This is a genomic window from Paraburkholderia phenoliruptrix, assembly GCF_902859825.1.
GTDB lineage: Bacteria > Pseudomonadota > Gammaproteobacteria > Burkholderiales > Burkholderiaceae > Paraburkholderia > Paraburkholderia phenoliruptrix.
Genome location: NZ_CADIKB010000029.1, coordinates 19,616 through 38,432 on the forward strand (window position 1 = coordinate 19,616; position 18,817 = coordinate 38,432).

The 18,817-nt window shown below is 64.2% G+C and carries 14 protein-coding genes; 7 read left to right on the top strand and 7 right to left on the bottom strand.

From position 1 onward, the window contains the following. Positions 1-16: 16 nt before the first annotated feature. From HV711_RS23775 to HV711_RS23805, 7 genes are all read right to left on the bottom strand, one after another. Positions 17-1,744: an FAD-dependent oxidoreductase gene (locus HV711_RS23775; protein WP_035481887.1), complete on the bottom strand. Its 1,728-nt coding sequence runs from the start codon at positions 1,742-1,744 to the stop codon at positions 17-19. A 48-nt stretch (positions 1,745-1,792) separates the two neighbouring features. Beyond that, entirely contained in the window at positions 1,793-3,322 is a 1,530-nt protein-coding gene (locus HV711_RS23780) for an alginate export family protein (protein ID WP_035481889.1), read from the bottom strand. Next, the gene (locus tag HV711_RS23785; RefSeq protein ID WP_035481891.1) at positions 3,312-4,271 is read right to left on the bottom strand and encodes a hypothetical protein; all 960 of its coding nucleotides are present in this window, start codon (positions 4,269-4,271) and stop codon (positions 3,312-3,314) included. Before HV711_RS23785 ends, HV711_RS23780 begins: the two co-directional genes overlap by 11 nt. A gap of 106 nt (positions 4,272-4,377) precedes the next feature. Then, complete coding sequence (locus tag HV711_RS23790; protein WP_035481893.1) at positions 4,378-4,629, bottom strand: DUF1427 family protein; 252 nt, start codon at positions 4,627-4,629, stop codon at positions 4,378-4,380. A 24-nt stretch (positions 4,630-4,653) separates the two neighbouring features. Continuing rightward, positions 4,654-5,295, bottom strand: a complete 642-nt coding sequence (locus HV711_RS23795) for an HD domain-containing protein (protein WP_013588259.1) — start codon at positions 5,293-5,295, stop codon at positions 4,654-4,656. A gap of 281 nt (positions 5,296-5,576) precedes the next feature. Continuing rightward, positions 5,577-7,046 carry a mechanosensitive ion channel domain-containing protein gene (locus tag HV711_RS23800; protein WP_035481894.1) on the bottom strand — a complete coding sequence of 490 codons (1,470 nt, stop codon included), beginning with the start codon at positions 7,044-7,046 and terminating at the stop codon, positions 5,577-5,579. A gap of 61 nt (positions 7,047-7,107) precedes the next feature. Beyond that, positions 7,108-8,979 (bottom strand): amidohydrolase, encoded by a 1,872-nt coding sequence (locus HV711_RS23805; RefSeq protein ID WP_035481896.1) that lies wholly within the window; start codon positions 8,977-8,979, stop codon positions 7,108-7,110. 623 nt (positions 8,980-9,602) lie between these two features. On the opposite strand from HV711_RS23805, the gene HV711_RS23810 reads away from it, so the two are divergent. From HV711_RS23810 to HV711_RS23840, 7 genes are all read left to right on the top strand, one after another. Then, positions 9,603-11,975 carry a type VI secretion system Vgr family protein gene (locus tag HV711_RS23810; RefSeq protein ID WP_035481898.1) on the top strand — a complete coding sequence of 791 codons (2,373 nt, stop codon included), beginning with the start codon at positions 9,603-9,605 and terminating at the stop codon, positions 11,973-11,975. Between the two features lie 102 nt (positions 11,976-12,077). Further along, on the top strand, positions 12,078-13,334 hold the full coding sequence (locus HV711_RS23815) for a DUF4123 domain-containing protein (RefSeq protein ID WP_175145269.1): 1,257 nt from the start codon (positions 12,078-12,080) through the stop codon (positions 13,332-13,334). A gap of 125 nt (positions 13,335-13,459) precedes the next feature. Then, complete coding sequence (locus HV711_RS23820) at positions 13,460-13,963, top strand: DUF3304 domain-containing protein (RefSeq protein ID WP_254604875.1); 504 nt, start codon at positions 13,460-13,462, stop codon at positions 13,961-13,963. A 2-nt stretch (positions 13,964-13,965) separates the two neighbouring features. Beyond that, the gene (locus tag HV711_RS23825) at positions 13,966-14,649 is read left to right on the top strand and encodes a DUF3304 domain-containing protein (protein WP_244142723.1); all 684 of its coding nucleotides are present in this window, start codon (positions 13,966-13,968) and stop codon (positions 14,647-14,649) included. Between the two features lie 2 nt (positions 14,650-14,651). Next, positions 14,652-16,172, top strand: coding sequence for a T6SS phospholipase effector Tle1-like catalytic domain-containing protein (locus tag HV711_RS23830; protein WP_244142722.1), 1,521 nt, complete (start codon positions 14,652-14,654; stop codon positions 16,170-16,172). A 538-nt stretch (positions 16,173-16,710) separates the two neighbouring features. Beyond that, complete coding sequence (locus HV711_RS23835) at positions 16,711-17,532, top strand: alpha/beta fold hydrolase (RefSeq protein ID WP_082201577.1); 822 nt, start codon at positions 16,711-16,713, stop codon at positions 17,530-17,532. A 222-nt stretch (positions 17,533-17,754) separates the two neighbouring features. Continuing rightward, positions 17,755-18,717 carry a helix-turn-helix domain-containing protein gene (locus tag HV711_RS23840; RefSeq protein ID WP_015002524.1) on the top strand — a complete coding sequence of 321 codons (963 nt, stop codon included), beginning with the start codon at positions 17,755-17,757 and terminating at the stop codon, positions 18,715-18,717. The last annotated feature ends 100 nt before the right edge of the window (positions 18,718-18,817 follow it).

The window sequence follows — 18,817 nt, forward strand, 5'->3', positions numbered from 1 at the left end:
GAGGCGTGGGTGAGGCTTAAGAGTGGGCCGCGGCCTTCGCCGTCTGGCTCAGATACGCGTGGATCTGCGCGACGACCGCCGCGCCGTCGCCGACCGCCGCGGCCACGCGTTTGGCCGAGTCCGAGCGCACATCGCCGACGGCGAACATGCCCGGCACACTCGTCTCGAGCGGATAGCGCACGCCGGCCGCGGCCCCGCCCGGTTCGCTTCTCGCAGCGCCCGTCACCACGAAGCCGCGATTGTCGAGCTCGACGCCGCTTGCCGAGAGCCAGTCGGTTTTCGGATCCGCGCCGATAAAGAGGAACAGATGCCGCGTGGCCACGACCTCCTCCTCGCCGCTCGCCTCATGGCGCACGCGCACCTGCGCGAGGCCGGCTTCGTCGCCTTCGAGCGCGCTCAGCGTGCAGCCCGTGCACAGCGACACGTTGGGCAGCGAACCGATCCGGTCGATCAGGTACTTCGACATGCTTGCATTGAGATCGCGGCCGCGAATCAGCATGCGGATGCTGCGCGCAAAGTTCGCGAGAAACACGACAGCCTGCCCGGCCGAATTGCCGCCGCCGACCAGCACGATGTCCTGCCCCTTGACGAGCTTCGCCTCGATCGTCGAGGCCCAGTAGTAGATGCCGCGTCCCTCGAAGCGATCGAAGCCCGGCACCGTCGGCGAGCGATACGCGGCGCCGCTCGCGACCACAACCGTGCGCGCCTGAATGCGCTGGCCGTCCACGAGCTTGAGCACGAAGATGCCGTCTTGCCGGCTGACCTCGGTGACCTTGCCGGGAATCGCGAGGTGCGCGCCGAACTTGAGCGCCTGCTGAAAGGCACGCGCGGCGAGCGCCTGGCCCGAGATGCCGGTGGGAAAGCCCAGATAGTTTTCAATGCGCGAGCTCGCGCCCGCCTGGCCGCCCGGCGCGCGCTGGTCAAACACCGCGACCGAGAGTCCCTCGGTTGCCGCATAGACCGACGCCGCGAGTCCCGCGGGTCCCGCGCCGACAATGGCGACGTCGTAGCGATGCGACTGCTCGAACGTCGGCACGAGCCCGAGGCACGACGCAAGCTGCGCTTCGTCCGGCGCGCGCAGCACGTGGCCGTTGGGGCAGAACACCAGCGGAAAATCGCCGGGACCGGTGGTCATGCCGCCGAGCAGCGCGACGGCTTCCGGATCGGAGCGCGCGTCGACCACGGTCCCCGGATAGGCATTGCGGCGCAGAAAGCCTTGCAGGCCGACGAGGCGCGCATCGTCGCCATTGCCGACGATGATCGGCCCGAGCCCCTGCTCGATCAGCCCGAGCCGCCGCAGGATCAGCGCGCGCATGATGTGCTCGCCGAGCTGCGCGTCGGCGACAATCAGCGCGCGCAGACGCTCCGGCTCGATCACGAGCGTCTCCACGTCGGTCAGTGCGAGGCCGTCGATCAGCGCCGGCTTGCCGGACAGTTGCGCCATCTCCGCCATGAAGTGGCCGTCGTCATGTTCGGTGACGAGTGTCGAGCGGCCGAAGCTGTCGCGCGAAAAGATCCGCACGCGGCCACGCAGCAGCACGAAGAGTCCGAGCGCGACTTCGCCAGTCTTGAAGATGAGGTCGCCGGCGCGGAAGTTCATCGGCCGCGCGAAGCGCCGCACGCTCTGGATCTCCGCCGCCGACAGACGCGGAAACATCTGATGCTGCCGGTATTCGAGCGACGAATACGGAAACTCGAGCTCGGACGGCTGCGATGCGTCGAGCGATAAACCGGGAGTGCTCATGAGCTTGACCTTTCTGTTCGTGACGGCTTGCCCGGCCGCTGTTGTCCGCTACCAGCCGAACTTGAGCTCGGCGCCCACATAGTCGGCATTGCGCGCGCCGAGCTCGCGCAGCGACGGTCCGACCTGGAAATGCACGGCCTCGAGCGCCGCCGCGAGATTCGCGGTGACGGCCCAGTCGGCGCGCAGTTGCGTATAGAAACCCGTCCAGCGTCCGCCGCGTCCCGCCGTGCCCGGCACGACCGCCGAGCCCTGCTGATAGACCGCGTCGGCGGTGGTCTCGCGCCACTGCAGGCCGACGCCCGCGAGCAGCGAGAGCTTGCTGGTCGGCTTGACGACGAGCGTGGGCTTCACGTGGATCAGGTTCGTGTAGCCGGTGTAGCCGGCAAGCGCGAAGTAGTAGCCGTTCGGAAACAGCGGGTTGAACGTGCCGACGCGGCCGTCGCCCGGATGGCTGTCGCCCGAGGCCGCATCCACCTGGATGCCGACGCGCGGCGCCCATGGCGCGGAGGCGAACGTGTAGCCCGCCAGCGAACCGACCGCCCATGCGCCGATCGTCTTCGTGCCCACGTGCCCCGACTGATACATGCCCTCGACGTCCCAATCCACATGGCCGAGCGTGCCCGCATAGCGCGCGTCGAACACATCGCGATGCTCGTCGCCGGCCGCTTCCAGAAAGCGCGCGTTGCTGCGGTTGTAGCGCGAGTAATAGGCGGACACGTCGCCGGGACCCACGCCCTTGCGCTCGACCCGCACGCCGCTGAACGTGAGATGCCGGTTCGATACGTCGTCGAAATCGCTGTTGTAGCGGTACTGGACCGGCTGCGTCGCATACGCGATCCAGCGCCACGGACCGGTCTCGTAGTCGGCCCACAGCGCGTCGAAGGCCTGGCGCACGTTCGGGCCGTCGCGCACGGAAATGAAACGCTGCAGGTCGAACGCCATCTCCTGACGTCCCACCCGGAATTTGACGACGCCCGGCCCGAGCGGCTCGACGACGGCCACGAACGCCTGACGCAAATCGAGCGGGTTCCTGTCGACGGGCGACACCATGTCCTTGCCGTACGGATGCGCATCCTCGACTTGCGTGAAGATCTGCACGTGCGGACCGAGGCGCACGTCCGCGTGCACTTCGAGCCGTTGCAGCAGGTAGGTGTCGTCGTGCGGCGCGCCGAGACCGAAGAGCGGCGCGTCGTTGGTTTCGAGCCGCTCGCGCAGCACCACGCCGAGCGACACATAGGCGTCGGGATTGCCGAACAGCGGAAGGTACTTGAGCGAATCGAATGGCCGCTTCGGCACGCAGGGATTCGCAAGCGCCGACCAGTTTTCCTGCCAGCGGTTGAACATCACCGTGGGACGCGCGCACGACGTGCTCGCGGCGCTCGCGCTGACGGCCGCGGTGTCGTCGGCGCTGCCGAGGGCGGTGTCGGCGGCCATGGCGGGAAGGCTCGCGGTAAGGCCTGCCGCGAGGCTCGCCACAAGACTCACCTTCAGACGCATGCCAAGACGCATCCGCGCGGGCCGCCACGTTGCGCTCGCCCGCTGAGCGGCCGCGCGACTCGTCTTCGAATTACCGGCCATCGTGCACTTCGGCGATATATCCGCCCGGGAATTCGAGCACGGCGGTCTTGCCTGCGGCGGTGGCATACGGCGCATACAGCACCTTGGCGCCGGCGCCTTGCGCGCGCTGCAGCGTTTGTGCGAGGTCGCCGACGGCATAGCCGGTGGTTTCGCGGCCGAACGGGAACGGCAGCTTGCCGTCGGTCACGAACACGACCATGCGGCCGAAGCCCGACGTGAGGCGAATCTCGCGGATCGTTTCACCCGGCCGGCCGATCACGCCGGCATCGGCATGCGCATTGTCCGACAGCACCTTGCCGTGCGAAAAGTGCAGCCAGCGGCGCACGAAATTGTCGGCCTCGTAGCGCGACACATATACGCGGTTGTCGGGCACGCTTTGCAGCGGCGCGTAGTTCGGCGCCTTGGTGTGCCAGTAGAGCTGCATGGTCACGCCGCCGGGCCACTGGATGATCGCGTCCTTGCCGATAGGATCGTCGAAGCTGTCGACGAGCACGTCGGCGCCTGCTGCGCGCGCGGCCTTCACCGCCTCGCCGAGATTCGTCACGAGGTAGCCGGTGCGCTCATTGCCGAACGGGTACGGCACGGGCGTTTCGAAGCCGAACACCGACAGCATGCCGACCGGCGTCTGCACGTATTGCGAAGCGGTTCGGCTCGGCGTCGGCGTCACGGTGAACACCGCGCGCGGCGACGCCTTGCCGCCGAAGGTCGCGATGAAGCTGTTGACGAACGCGTCGAGGTCCGCCGACGCCACGTAGACATGCGTCGTGTCATATTGCGGCCCGACCGACACATCCGCGTGACGTGCGGCGAGCGCGGCCTTTGCGCCCGGCACTTCCGGCGGACCGGCATCGGCGAAAGCGGACGTGAACGGCGCAAGGCCGATCAGCAGCGCGGCGGAAACGGCCGCCAGCGAACCACGGGAACGAAGGCGCTGAAACGAATCGAACATATGCGTGACCTGATGAGTTTTGAAAAATCCGTGTGCAACGGAGTGAAGGAATGATCTGATCGCCGCGCTGCGTGCACGAATGCGCACGCCCGCGGCGCGCTTACGATCAACCGCCCTCTTTCGCCGTGCCGGGCGCGAGCGGCTTCTTGGCGCTGCTAGCCGATGAAGGCGGCGCGCTCTGAACCGTCGCGCCCGGCGTGAAGATCTGAGCCTTCACGACGGGTATGGCGTGTTCGCCGAGCACCATGCCGAGCAGGCCGGCAAGCGCGATCAGCGGCGGCGCCGGCGACTGCACCTTGAGCAGCCAATAAAGCAGGCCGACGCCGAAGCCGACGCCGAGTGAAATGAGGTAACCCATGCCCATCTCCTATCGAGGCCGGGCTCAGTTCGGCCATTCCGAACCGAGCACCAGCCCGCAAAAATTCAGACGCCGGTAGTTCGGGTCCCACCGGTCCAGCACGTCGGCATTCACGGTGCCGAACGTCGTGTGCGGACGAAGCTCCATGCCCCGCGCGTATTCTTCGAGAATCCGCTTCTTGAAGCCCGCTTCGCGCGGACAGGCCGCGACGATGTCATCGCGCTCCTGTGCCGCGAATTCGTCGTAGCGCGCACCGCGCACGTCCATCTGCACGCCCGCGGCCAGCAAGGCGGCGAGCGGCGCGAGATGCTCCGGAATGCCAGGCGTCGTATGCAACGCAATGGCCAGCCACACTTCGTCGATCGCACTGGCCGCCGCGTTGTGCTCGCGCATGAACTCGCGCGCCGCGTTCGCGCTGTCCACCTCGTAGCGGCATGGCGAATGCCGGTGCGCGGCATTCAGGCCGACGTTATGGAACATCGCACCCACGTACAGCAGTTCCATGTCGAACACCCGTTGCTCGCGATAACCGGTCAACGCGCCGAACAGAAACGCCCGCCGCGCGTGATGGAACATCAGCGCGGACTGTGTCGCGCGGATCCGCTCGGTCGCCCCGCGGGCCATCGCACTGTCCGGCATCGCGATGCCCGCGATGGTCTCTTTCATGTCACCTCCTCCATGTAACGCATCGCCGGCGATGCGCGGGCCTCTTCGCCCGCAGTCCAGGGCCTCGCCCTCGCGTCCCCGCACTCGCGTGTCCTCACGCTTGCGTGACGAATACTCACGCGCGGATGAGTCATGCCGCTGAGTCATGCCGATGATCATGCGGATGAGTCAGCGGCAGGCCGTCGCCCGACTCACAGGCAGCGTAACGGTTGCCGACGATAAAAGCCTTGGCGCAGACTTAAAAAGCCTGAAACGAAGCCGGCCCGCGCGGCGCCCCGCTCTCACAGCGCAAGTTCGTGCAAGCGCCGCATGCCGTCGCGGATCCAGTGCAGCAAGCCGCCGTTGCCGGCCTCGCCGCTCGTGGACGGCGCGAGCAGCATCTTTTCGCTTTCGTGATGAACGGAGAGCAGCCGGCACATTTCGCGCGCCACTTCCGGACGCCGCGCGAGGATGGGTGTCAGCGCCTCCTTGTCGAGCCGGAACACCGTGGCGCGCGTCAACGCGCGCACGATCACGCCGGTGCGCACGCCGGCGAGTATTCCGGACTGCCCGACCGAATCGCCCGGCGCAAGCCGGCGCAATTCGAGCTCGCTGCCTTCGTTCGGCACGACGGCTTTCGCCACGCCGCGCGCCAGAATGTGCAATTCGTGACCGCCTTCGTCGGCGGCGTTGTAAATGGTCTCGCCGGTATCGAACTCGTGTGGTGTCAGCCGCGCGGCGAGCTCGGCGATTTCGGCGTCGTCGAGCGTGTGGAAAATCAGCACGTTGCGCAGCAGCCTTGCTTTTTCGTCGAAGTTTTCGCCCGTCGGCTCGGCAACCGACAACGGCCGCAGCACCACGCCGCGCGACAGCAAATGCCGGTGCGCGAGGTCGTACAGATCGTTGCGCACGCCAATCTTCTTCGTCCACGCATCGACGTAACAGACAATCTCGTACTCGATCGCGTCGTTGGTCGCGCGCTTCACGCTCACGAGCGGCTTAGGCTCGGCCAGCACGTCCGGCGAACTCGCGGCCGCGTGCGCGAGCGCCTGCAACACCGTCGCGGGCCGGATGGAGGGCTTCACAGGCAGCACCACACTCACGCCGTGCGTATGCATCGGCTGATTGGCGTTCACGATATTCGTGCGTGCCGCCGCGCTGTTGGGAATCACGACGATGTTGCCCTGCGCGTTGAGCAGGCTCGTCGCGCGCCAGTTGCTCTCCACCACCCTGCCTTCCACTTCGCCGATCGTGATCCAGTCGCCGATACGGAACGGCTGCGTCGCATTCAGCACGACGCCTGAAAATACGTCGTTCAATGTGCTTTGAATGGCGAGGCCGAGCACCACCGCCACCGCACCGGAGGTCGCCAGAAGCCCGCGCACCGGCAGTTGCAGCACGAATGCAATCGCGCCGACCGCGGCGGCGAGAAACACCAGCGCGCCGAGCACGTCCTGAAAGAGGCGTTCCTTGTGCCACGTCTCGGGCAGCACCAGTCGATCGAGCACGACCGTGAGCAGCCGCGCGCCTTGGAGCCACCACACGACTTCGAGAATCTGCGCGAGCAGATGGTGCACCGGCTCGCCGGGCCAGGGCGCCTCGCGCAGCGGGTTCATGCCGTGGCTGAACAGCACGTAGCTCGACAGGCCGAACATCAGTGCGCGCAACGCGAGCCGCGCCTCTGCGCCGCGCCGGCCCATGAAGCGCCAGGCGAGGAAGTCGAGAACCAGAATGCCGAGCCCATAGAGCACGCCATCGGTCAGAGTCGGCATGAGGGTTCCCGCTTGCAATGAAGCATTCAGAGGCGCTGTAGGCGCGCGGTGTGCACGGTGTTCAGAACGCGAAGCAGCTGCAGCCGAGCGCGCCCCAGAAGCCGTTCGAATCGCTGACGGGCACGTTCTTGCGCCATGCAAAGCCGTGCGCGTGCGCATGCACGCGGCACAGATTCACGCAGCCGTCCGCACAGGCGATGGCCATCGGCTTGTAGCGGCTGTAGCCGCCGAACTCCGCGACCGGCGACCACGACGGGCTCACCGGCAGATCGGGCGGCGCGAGCGGCGCGAACTCGTCGGCTGCGTAGACGACCTTGCCGCCCACCACCGTCAGCACCGACTCGAGGTACTTGATGCTGGTTTCGTCGACGGTGAAATAGTCGTCGGTGAGCACCGCGAAGTCCGCGAACTGGCCCGGCACGAGCGCGCCCTTGCGGTCGTCCTCGTTCGAAAACCACGCGCTGCCCACCGTGTAGCGGCGCAACGCCTCCATACGGTCCAGCCGGTTCGCGCTCGAATACATCGCCGTGCCGCCCACCGTCTTGCCCGAGACCATCCAGTACAGCGAGACGAACGGATTGAAGCTCGCGACGCGCGTGGCGTCGGTGCCGGCGCCGACGGGCAGGCCGGCGTCGAGCATCTGGCGGATCGGCGGCGTGTGTTTGACGGCTTCTTCGCCGTATTGCTGGATGAAGTACTCGCCCTGATAAGCCATGCGATGCTGGATCGCAATGCCGCCGCCCAGCGCGCGAATGCGCTCGATGTTCTTCTGCGTGATGGTTTCGCAATGGTCGAAGAACCAGCGCAGGCCGTTAAACGGAATGTCGGCGTTCACGCGCTCGAACACGTTCAGGAAGCGCTCGATCGACTCGTTATAGGTGGCGTGCAGGCGGAACGGCCAGCGGTTCGCGACGAGAAGCCGTACGACGGCCTCGAGTTCGGCTTCGAGCGTGTCGGGCAGATCGGGGCGCGGCTCAAGGAAGTCCTCGAAATCCGCCGCCGAAAACACCAGCATTTCGCCCGCGCCGTTCACGCGCAGGAAATCGTCGCCCTCGCCCGGCTTCGTCATCTTCACCCACTTCGCGAAGTCCTCGATCTCTTTCTTCGCGTTCTGCGTGAACAGGTTGTAGGCGATCCGCACGGTCAGCTCATTGCGTTTGGCCATGTCCATGATGACCGCGTAGTCGTCCGGATAGGCCTGATAGCCGCCGCCCGCGTCGATGGCGCTCGTCACGCCGAGCCGGTTCAGCTCGCGCATGAAGTGGCGCGTCGAGTTGCGCTGATCGTCGGGCGCGAGCTTGGGGCCTTTCGCGAGTGTCGCGTACAAGAGGCCGGCGTTGGGCCGCGCGATCAGCATGCCGGTCGGATTGCCGCGCTTGTCGCGCTGAATCTCGCCGCCAGGCGGATTGGGCGTGTCCTTCGTGTAGCCGACCGCGCGCAGCGCCGCCGCATTCAGCAGCGCGCTGTCATAGAGATGCAGGATGAAGACGGGCGTGTCCGGCGCGATCGCGTTGATTTCTTCGAGCGTCGGGCCGCGCCGCTCGGCGAACTGGAATTCGTTCCAGCCGCCCACCACGCGAACCCACTGCGGCGCCGGTGTGCGCGTCACCTGCCTGCGCAGCATGTCGAGCGCGTCGGCGAGCGAAGGCACGCCGTCCCAGCGCAGCTCCATGTTGAAGTTCAGGCCGCCGCGAATGATGTGCAGATGCGAGTCGTTGAGACCTGGAATGACGGTACGGCCTTTCAGGTCGATGTGGCGCGTGGCGTCGTTCACGTGGCGCATCACGGCCTCGCGCGAGCCGGCGGCGACGATGCGGCCGTTCGCGACGGCAAGCGAATCGGCGAACGAGCGCTTGTCGTCCTGCGTCGCGATCTTGCCGTTGAAGAAAACGACCTCGGCCGGGGTGAATCCGGAAGACAGGTCCTGGGACATGACGGGCTCCGTATGGGAAAGGACAGGCAGACTGAGGCGACGTGCGGCGCGCGCCCGCCGGGCGGGTCGCGCTGGGTGTCGAATGTGGGAGGCAGTCTATCGGCGTGCTTTGGCCGCGTCCTTGTCGAAGCCCTTAATAGTTCTTAAAAGTGCTGTGGGTGAAAAACCGCGGGGCGCCTACGCGCCACGCGCCTGCCGGCATCAGGTTCGAGATGCGTTCGCTGTGCGATCAGGACAGCGGCGGCGGCGTGAGTGCAGGACTGCTCTAAACGGGGCGACGACCCGGAACGCGAAGCTTTCTGAAAATTCTTTTGATTCAGTGGGTTAGCCAAATTTTCAGCCAGCAAATGTCTGACACGTCTGTTACGAACCCACGACTGTCGACGTCACTCGAACCCGAGAACCGGATCGACCTTGCCACCATGCTGACCGGCCTCGGACTGGTGTAAAGCGGGCGTTCATGAGGGAGACGGGGATCTGTTATCGCCCCGGCCGGCTCTCATCAACAGCTTCGCGGCGCCAACTGTGAATCGTTGCCGAATTCAGATCAGTCTGATACCACTTCGCGTCAACGGTCCATTAGGATCCCGTAGGATATCTGCAGACGTTTGACAGGGGGTTCCTTGACTCAAAGTACGGCCATTTCGGACGCGACTGCGCGCGCGGGGGTCAACATCCACCAGTTCTACAGCCTCGACCTCATGGGGGCGCCCGCCGCAGCGCTCGCGGACATCTACGAGTTCGACGGCGAGCGCGGTATCGGCGAGCCGACCCGGTACACGATCCAGTTTACCCATCCCCGCCCTGACCTGTCGCGCAACGAGTTTCTGAACCGGATGGGCGCATTCGTGATCCAGCCGCCGCCGCGTAGCCGCTGGAGCCAGCCCGAAGCCGCGCGGCGCATCCAGGGCGTAGTCACGGGCTTCGCGCAGAAAGGTACCAACCGCGACCAGTCGCTCTACGAAATCGCGCTGGAATCCCGCCTGGCGTTGTTGCGCAATGCGCCGAAATGCCGGTTCTTCGTGGATATGAAGACTCCCGAAATTATCGAGCAGATCCTGCGGGAGCACGAGTTCAACAAGATCTTCGCTGACTTCGAATTCAGGCTCCGCCGGACGTATCGCAAGCGCAGCTTCGTCATGCAGTGGGGCGAAGACGACCTCGCGTTCATTACAAGGCTCTGCCGCCGTTCGGGCATCTGGTTCGTGTGCGAGGAAGGCGAGCGCTGTGAACTGGTGCGCTTTGGCGACGACTATGCGCACTATCGGCGTGACCCTACCCGCCTGACATCGGTCTACCGCTCGTACAGCGGTCTCGAAACCGGTGGCGAGGAATCTGTCAGCGAGCTCGAGATGCGCGCGAAGACCTTGCCGACAACGTACGCGGTGCGCACGTTCAGCACCGAAGCCGCTGTATCCGAGCCGATCGAGGCGACCAGTCCGATCCGCGAGGACCGCACCACGTATGGCGAGGCGTATACGTGGGGAACGCCGAACCTGGGCGAGGAGGAGGCAAAAGAAGAGGCCGAATTGCGCCGTGAGGCGGCGCTCGCCCAGCAGATCGAGTATCACGGCGTATGCGACATGCTGGACCTTACGGCCGGCAGCGTACTGAAACTGTCGAACCGGGAGTTGCCGGACGCGAAGCATGGGCTGCTGGTGGTTCGGATGACGTGCCGCGCGTCGCGCAAGCAGGCGTATCAGGTGAAGTTCGACGCGATTCCATCCGACCGTCAGTACCGGCTGTCCTTGAAGGAAGACGCATGGCCGAAGGTTCACGGGGTCATCACGGGAACGGTCGCGTCCTCGGGCGGCTGGCGGGACCCGTATCTGGACAGACAGGGGGAGTACATCGTCCATCTCCATTCGGATCGCGAGACGCGTACGCCTGGACTCCAAAGCTGCCCGATGCGATTGGCCAAGCCGTTCGCGGGACCGGGCCAGACCGGTTTCCACTTCGGGTTGGTCGAGGGCACGGTGGTCGGCGTAAGCTTCCTTTGGGGCTGCGTGGATCTGCCGTTCATCAGCCACGTACTCCACACCAGCCAACACACGGACCCCATCGTGGCAGGTGTCCCGTGGGGTAGGCGCAATACGATCCGAACGCGGTCTAACAACACGTTGGAGATGGACGACCGGCAGGGGCGCGAACACATCAAGATTGCTACCGAGCACGGCAAGACTCAACTGAACCTGGGCTACACGGTCGACCGGAACAACACCGACCGGGGCGAAGGGTTCGAGCTCCGCTCGGACTTGAAGGGTCATGTGCGTGCAGGTGGCGGGATGTTGGTCTCGACGGACGCCCAACCAGTCGCACGCGGGCGCCTGACGGACATGGAACCGGCGACGGACCAATTCCGGCTCACGCAGACGCAGGCAAAGGAACTCGCTGACGTGGCCCGGGCGGCACAGGCGGAGATCGCGGATCTGAGGGCGGAAAACGCATGGCTGAAAGACGAACTGACCGGCCTGAAACAGGCCGTGATAGCGCTGTCCGCGCCCAACGGAATAGGCATGGCGACACCGGATCGCGTGCTGGTCTCCGCTGGCAAGGACGTGAGCGTGACGACGTCCTCAAAGTTTAATGTCAGCGCGATCAGGCACGTCGCGATCGCGGCGGGCGAAGTGCTGTCCTTGTTCGCGCACCGGCTCGGCATCAAACTGTTTGCGGCGCGCGGCAAGGTCCAGATACAGGCGCAGAGCGACGAAATCAGCATCGCGTCGGAACAGGACACGACTATCACCAGTTCGAAGGGGCGTGTCGTCATCGAGGCGAAGAAAGAACTGTTGCTCAAGTGCGGCGGCTCCGACTTACGCATGACCGCCAGCGGAATCGAGGACGGGACACCGGGCGACCGTAAATGGCGCGCGGCTGCCTACGATCGCAGCGGTCCGGCGAGCCTGTCAGCCGAGCTGCCGGTGCTCCCGGTCCCCGCAGAGACGGAATGCGCGTTGCGCGCGAGCCGTGCCGGTGTGCCTTTCGCGCGGATGTAACCCCTCGTCAATAATCGAATCTCCATGGCATTTAAACAGGACGATCCCTTACTAGATCGCTTTCGCGCCTAGTATGCCGAGTACAGAGCGACTCACCCGCGCATGCAACTCTATGCGCTGCTCGACGTTGCGTCCGTGTCCGCCAACCGGCAGCGCCTTCTGTCAGACACGATCGGGGCGATGCCGCGCATACCCCTCTACGGCAGCACCGGTCTGGACGATCTGGCGGCAACCGGGCCATTTCTGATCGTGTGTCCTGCCCCTGAGGGGGACGAGCCATTGCGCGCATACCGCTCACTTCTGAGGCTTGGCCGGGACGACGGTCGGTTCGTGTCGTGGCTATGGGCCACGCATGAGGTCGAACCGCTCATTGAACACTTGCAGACGCTGTTGCACGCGAGGCTCGGAACAGCAGGCGAGGACGCGTGGTTCTTCTTTCATCAACCGGCCTACTTGCCCGTCTTGCACCGCACGTTGCCGGAGGGCACGCGGCGCTACCTGTTTGGCCCCTGCCTCGCGTGGTGGTGTCTGGACTATCGCAGCGAACTGGTTGAACTGGCGGGCGAGAACCTGCCGATCCCTGACGCATGGGAGGCGCTGCCGGTTCCCGACGAAGTAGTGGATGCGCTTCACCGCGCGGGCGCGCCCGTTCAGGTGCGGGCCTGGCTGCAACGTGTGCGCCCCGACGTGTTCGACGACCGCGACTACCCGAACGATCAACTGCAGCAGGTCGCGCCGCTGGTCGAACAGGCATTCGGCTATGGCGTGACTGAAAAGACCGACCAGGGTGTCTATGTTGCGGCGGGTCTACTTTACGGCCCGCAGTACGACGATCATCCGGCATTGCAGGCAGCCCTTACGCAGTTCCGAAACGGAAAGACGGCGTTGATCGATGCCTACATGGCGCTGGGCGATGACGTCTGGCGGGAAGTTGCGGCAACCTCCAGGCAGCGTGCAGCAGAAGCTGCGGCTGAGGCGCGTCAAGCAAAGCTGCGGGAATACGGTCACGCCACGTTGCGGGTCAAGATCATAAACGACACCCCAATCCGCAAGCGGACGATCGAGATTGAATCGACGCGCGGCCATTTTTCGACCAGCGCCAGCCTCGGTGATATCGATCCCCACGGATTTGAGCCGACTGAGCGCGTGATCGCGGCTGCGCGAATGCCGATTCCTGGAACGCGGGTTACCGTGAAATGGATTGGCCCGATGGGCGAGAACTCGGACGACGCCATGGTGGCAGGCGAGTTGCCCCGCGTCGAAGGCGAAGGACTCGCGATCGTCAAATTTGCGCGTAACTGGCGCGTCTACGTGAGCATGTATGCGGTGGAACCGAAGCCGGAAGCGCGGCTCTGGTAACTGAACAGGGCAACGATACGGGGAAGAAAGTGCTATCCCACTTGCAGTCCAGCCACGCAAAGCTGAGCAATTTTTCAGATGCCCAGGCAACTTGGCCGATCACCGTCACAAAGGAGAACCAGGCAATGACGCGAATGGCGCGGATTTTCATTGCGATGATGTTGAGCATGCTGGCCGCCTGTGCGACAGGCCAGCGGATGCACCATGTCGATGCCTCGGCCTGGAGTGCGAACTACACCGAGGACTATATCCAGGACTTCTGGATTCAGACCGCTGATGGAAAAAACACCGGACTCAGCGGCGTCCAGGTCAAGGAATTCTCGGCAGGAGGAACAGGCGGCTCCGAATGCTGTTCGTTGATCCCCGGCGTAGGCCAGACCATCAAGGTTGTGTGGCGCGTCGGCGGTCATCAGGAGGACGAGTCCACATGGAAGACCTATAGCCGCGATGTCGAGGTCAAAGGAGCAATGCCTACTCAACCACAATCGCACAGCTATCTGATCGTCCGTTTCTTTCCTGATCATGAAGTTGAGGTCGAGCTATTTCCTTCGGCAGACTTGCGTCCCGAGAATCCGAGAGTGGACAAACTGTTTTCAGGCCAGCGCGTCATGCGGCACATAGGAGAATGACGATGCAGCACTGGATAACCGACGATCCGACGCACTTCCTGCGGTCGATGAAAACTGCAACGCCATTGCAGTGGAAGCTTTCCAACAGACGGCGTGCCGCGCTGGCCCCGCCCGAGCGCAGTCGGCGGCGAGCCCACCACGTAGCACATCCGCTTGCTGCGAAGGAAAACCAGGCAATGACGCGGATGGCGCGGATTTTCGCCGTGATGATGTTGAGCATGCTGGCCGCCTGTGCGACAGGCCAGCGGATGCACCATGTCGATGCCTCGGCCCGGAGTGCGAACTACACCGAGGACTATATCCAGGACTTCTGGATTCAGACCGCTGATGGAGAAAACACCGGACTCAGCGGCGTACAGGTCAAGGAATTCTCGGCAGGAGGAACAGACGGCTCCGAATGCTGTTCGTTGATCCCCGGCGTAGGCCAGACCATCAAGGTTGTGTGGCGCGTTGGCGGTCATCAGGAGGACGAGTCCAGATGGAAGACCTATAGCCGCGATGTTGTGGTACTGGGAAAAATGCCTCGAAATACGCAGGATCACAGCGTGTTAATGATGCGCTTCTTTCCCAATCATGAAGTGGAAGCGGAGATTTTTCCAGGTGACGGCGATTTTGGTCCTTCCAATCCTCGCATGGACAAACTGCTTTTCGTCGGACCCCGAGTGATGCGGCACATAGGAGAATGATGATGATGCAGGACTGGGTAACCGACGATCCGATGCACTTCCTGCGGTCGATGAAAACTGCAACGCAATTGCATGCCGAAGCGTTCATGACCTGCACAACGTGCGAACAGCAGCCCTGGTTCAGCTTCTTCTTTGACGGCACGGGCAATAATCGCAACGTTGACGAACCGCAGCAGAAGCTCTCCAACATTGCCCGTCTGTATCTGGGTCATGTCGAAGAGCGTCCCCTCATTTGGCGATTTTACTATCCCGGCGTCGGCACCCCACTCGATACAAGCAATCCGCACTGGTGGGAAAAGATCCGCGACAGCGAAGCGTTAGGCGGGGGCGCAGGGCTAGGCAGCGATGCGCGCTTGATGAAAGCCGAAGCAGATTTCGAAGATAGCTTGCACTTTAACCACAAAGTCAGCCGCATCGACATCGCCGTATTCGGCTTCTCGCGCGGCGCGACACTTGCACGGGCATTCGCGAACCGGCTGTTGAAGAAATGCGCGATGAAGGACGGTGTGCCGCACTGGCCCTGCCCTAGCGCGGTCGACGGCGAATCTGCGCCGCTGCACATCCGCTTCTTAGGCCTATTCGACACGGTCGAATCGGTTGGCCTGCCCGCGCACGACCTTTCCGGCATGGGTCTGCAGGTCCCCATTCAGGTCGAGCGGTGTCTCCACTTCGTCGCAGCCCACGAATTGCGGGCCTGTTTTCCACTGACGCCGGTACGCGGCAGCGCCGGCACATATGAGGAAATCGTGCTGCCCGGCATGCATTCCGATGTCGGCGGCGGCTATCGTCCCGGCGAGCAGGCACGCTCCGACCTGCTCCCTCGTATCGCGCTGAACCGGATGCGTCTGGAGGCTGCCATCAGCGGCGTACCGTTCATCGCCCCCAAACTCGCCGACAAGAAGATCAACGATCTGTTCGAGTACGACGAGGACGTCAAGACGCTCTTCGATGAATACACGGGCACCGTCGGCACTACCGGCACGCTGGAGCAACAGGTCTTTGCGCACATGTGTCTCTACTATGGCTGGCTCAAGGCCCGCTTCGGCCAGAGGCCTTCCGACATTTACAAAGACGCGAGTTCGACCGATCCGGGAATCCAGGCGCAGTTGGAGCGGATCAAACAGTTCCACGAAAGCATGAAGATCGACATCGACACGATGAACTGGCGCGCCTATCTGACCCAACTGTGGAACAGCGATCGCGGCGAATACGAACGCACGGTATCGACGGCTGGAGGAGATGCGGAAATGAACAAGCCCCTTTCCGATGAGCAACGGGGCTACTGGAATGCGTGGCTGAGCCCGCCCGCGCTATCGTCGGGTCTGCTCCGCCTGTTCGACCAGTACGTGCACGATTCGCGCGCCGGATTCCTGAGAATCGACAGTAGCGGCTACCTCCGGCCGCGCCAGGTCATCGACGTGTCGGGCGTGCATGCCCCTGCCGCCCAAACGGTAACCGGGCCGATGCCCATTGCCCCAACCGTGGGCACGCAGCGCACCGCGCTTTCCGAGACGGTGATGTGACCGTCCCGATGACGACCGACCAGCCCATGTGCGGCGAGCTCGGGTCGACCGCAAATGTATGGCGCGGATTGCGGACAGTCGCGCACGCGGCACCTGACACGCTGAATCAACAGCACTTCCAGCAGACCGGATTCCGACTTATAAGCCCAAATCCGGATCGACGACGCGCGCGGGCGCGTGCGGCGCCCGTTCGCGGCGGGCTGCGAGGCGCGAGCGGGGTAAACGACCCCGCGTTTAACAACAATTAAGCAATCTGAAGTACGCCGAATATCCGCGCCCGTACGATTCAAGCCTGCGATGCCGCGTCATGCACGCATGACGCATAAGCGGCACGCGCACAACAACGTCACAGGTACGGAGAAACGAATTGGCTAACTCATCCGCAGTTCCCTCGGCAAATCGCCGCCAGTTGCTCGCAGCAGGCGCCAGCGCGGCCGTGGCCGCGCTCGCCGCGCCCGGCGCCGCGATGGCCGCGGCATCGGCCGGCAGCAGCGGCCATGCGGGCACATCTCACTCACAGCACGGAGAGCGACACACCATGAACACGGTCACGACGAAAGACGGCATCCGGATTTTCTTCAAGGACTGGGGCACCGGTAAGCCCGTCGTCTTCTCGCACGGCTGGCCGCTCGACGCCGACGCCTGGGACGCGCAGATGCTGTTCCTCGTGCAGAAGGGTTATCGCGTGATCGCGCATGACCGCCGCGGCCATGGCCGCTCGGATCAGCCGTCGCACGGCAACGACATGGACACCTACGCGGACGATCTCGCCGCCGTGCTCGACGCCTTGGATGTCAAGGAAGCGACGCTCGTCGGTCATTCGACGGGCGGCGGCGAAGTTGCTCACTATATCGGCCGCCACGGCAGTTCGCGCGTTGCGAAGGCCGTGCTGATCGGCGCCGTGCCGCCCATCATGGTGAAGACCGAGGCGCATCCGAACGGCTTGCCGATGTCCGTGTTCGACGGCATCCGCGCGAACGTGGCGGCGAACCGCTCGCAGTTCTACAAGGACCTCGCGGTGCCTTTTTATGGCTTTAACCGTCCGAACGCAAAAGTCTCGCAAGGCATGATCGACGAGTTCTGGCGCGAAGGCATGCTCGGCTCGATCAAAGGCCAGTATGAGTGCATCAAACAGTTCTCCGAGGTGGACTACACGCCGGACCTGAAGAAGATCGACGTGCCCACGCTGATCCTTCATGGCGACGACGACCAGATCGTACCAATCGACGCCTCGGCGCGCCTTTCGGCGAAGCTCCTCAAGCATGCGACGCTGAAGGTGTATGCCGGCGCGCCGCACGGCATGTGCACGACGCACGCCGACCAGGTCAACGCCGACCTCCTCGAATTCCTGCAGAGCTAAAACGCACGAGGCGAGCGCCGCGAGCGGGCGGCGCCGCACCTCTTCATGGCGGCCGACGCCCCCCGCCTTTCGTCCGCGCCACGGCCCATGATGCAAGAAGCAATTTGGCGCATTTCCAGAATCGCCGGCAACCGGCATAATGACAATTCACTTACATTTAACGATGTCCGAGTAAATTAGCGGCATGCAGTCGGGGCGCTGCGACGAACCGAGGTGACAACCATGTTCAACGATACGCTTGCATCCGCCGCATCTTCCGCTTCATCCGCCGCTTCCGGCAGCGGCGACCCGGCCGCGCGCCGCAAGGATTCGCTCGGCTGTCTGTCGAGTCAGTTGCAACACGACGTCGAACTGGACACCGGCGAGTTCCGCTTCTATCGCAAGTGCACGCGCGACAGCGACACGAACCCGGTCGTCATGGACGGCTCGGACCGCGGCGTGTTGATCGGCGTGTCGCTCAAGGCAGGACATCGGCGGCGCATCTATTCGCAGCATCGTTGGGCGACGCATGAGTTCGACCGCGACTCGGTCTATGTGCGCAATTTCGCCGACGACTACCGCGCCGAGCTGCTTGGTGGCTTCGACTTCGTGCTGATCGAACTGTCGCGCGCGTTTGTCAGCGACACGTGCCACGAGCGCGGCGGCAGCGGCCTCGCACACATCGCGACGGTGGCCGGCCGCAAGGACCCGGTGCTCGGTCATCTCGCGCAGGTGCTCGCACTCACGCTGGGTGCGCAAAACAGTGCGCAAAACAGCGCAAGCCCGCTTTTCATCGAACAGCTCGGCGTGACCATCGGCACTCATCTGTTCGATCGCTACGGCGCGCCCGCGCGCGGACCCGAGCACGGCAGCCGGCGTCTGTCCGCGCTGCAGGAAGCACGCGCGAAGGACATGCTGCTCGCCCGGTCGCAGGGCAACGTATCCCTCGAAGACATTGCCAGCGCGTGCAACCTCTCGCGCAGCTACTTCATTCGCGCGTTTCGCGAGACCACGCAGCGCACGCCGCATCAATGGCTGCTGGAGCGGCGCGTCGAAGAGGCGCGCGAACTTCTGAAACGCTCGGACCGCTCGTTGTCCGAGATCGCCATCGCTTGCGGCTTCTCCGATCAGAGTCACTTCACGCGCACGTTCTCGCAGCTCGTCGGCACGCCGCCCGGACATTGGCGCCGTCAGGCAAAGCGCTAGGCGCGCGGCACGACTTGCGCACAGGCGCGTTGCTTCGCCTCATTCCGAGACTTTCATACAAAGCATCGCACTAACCGACAAGACGCGCCGGCCAGAAGAC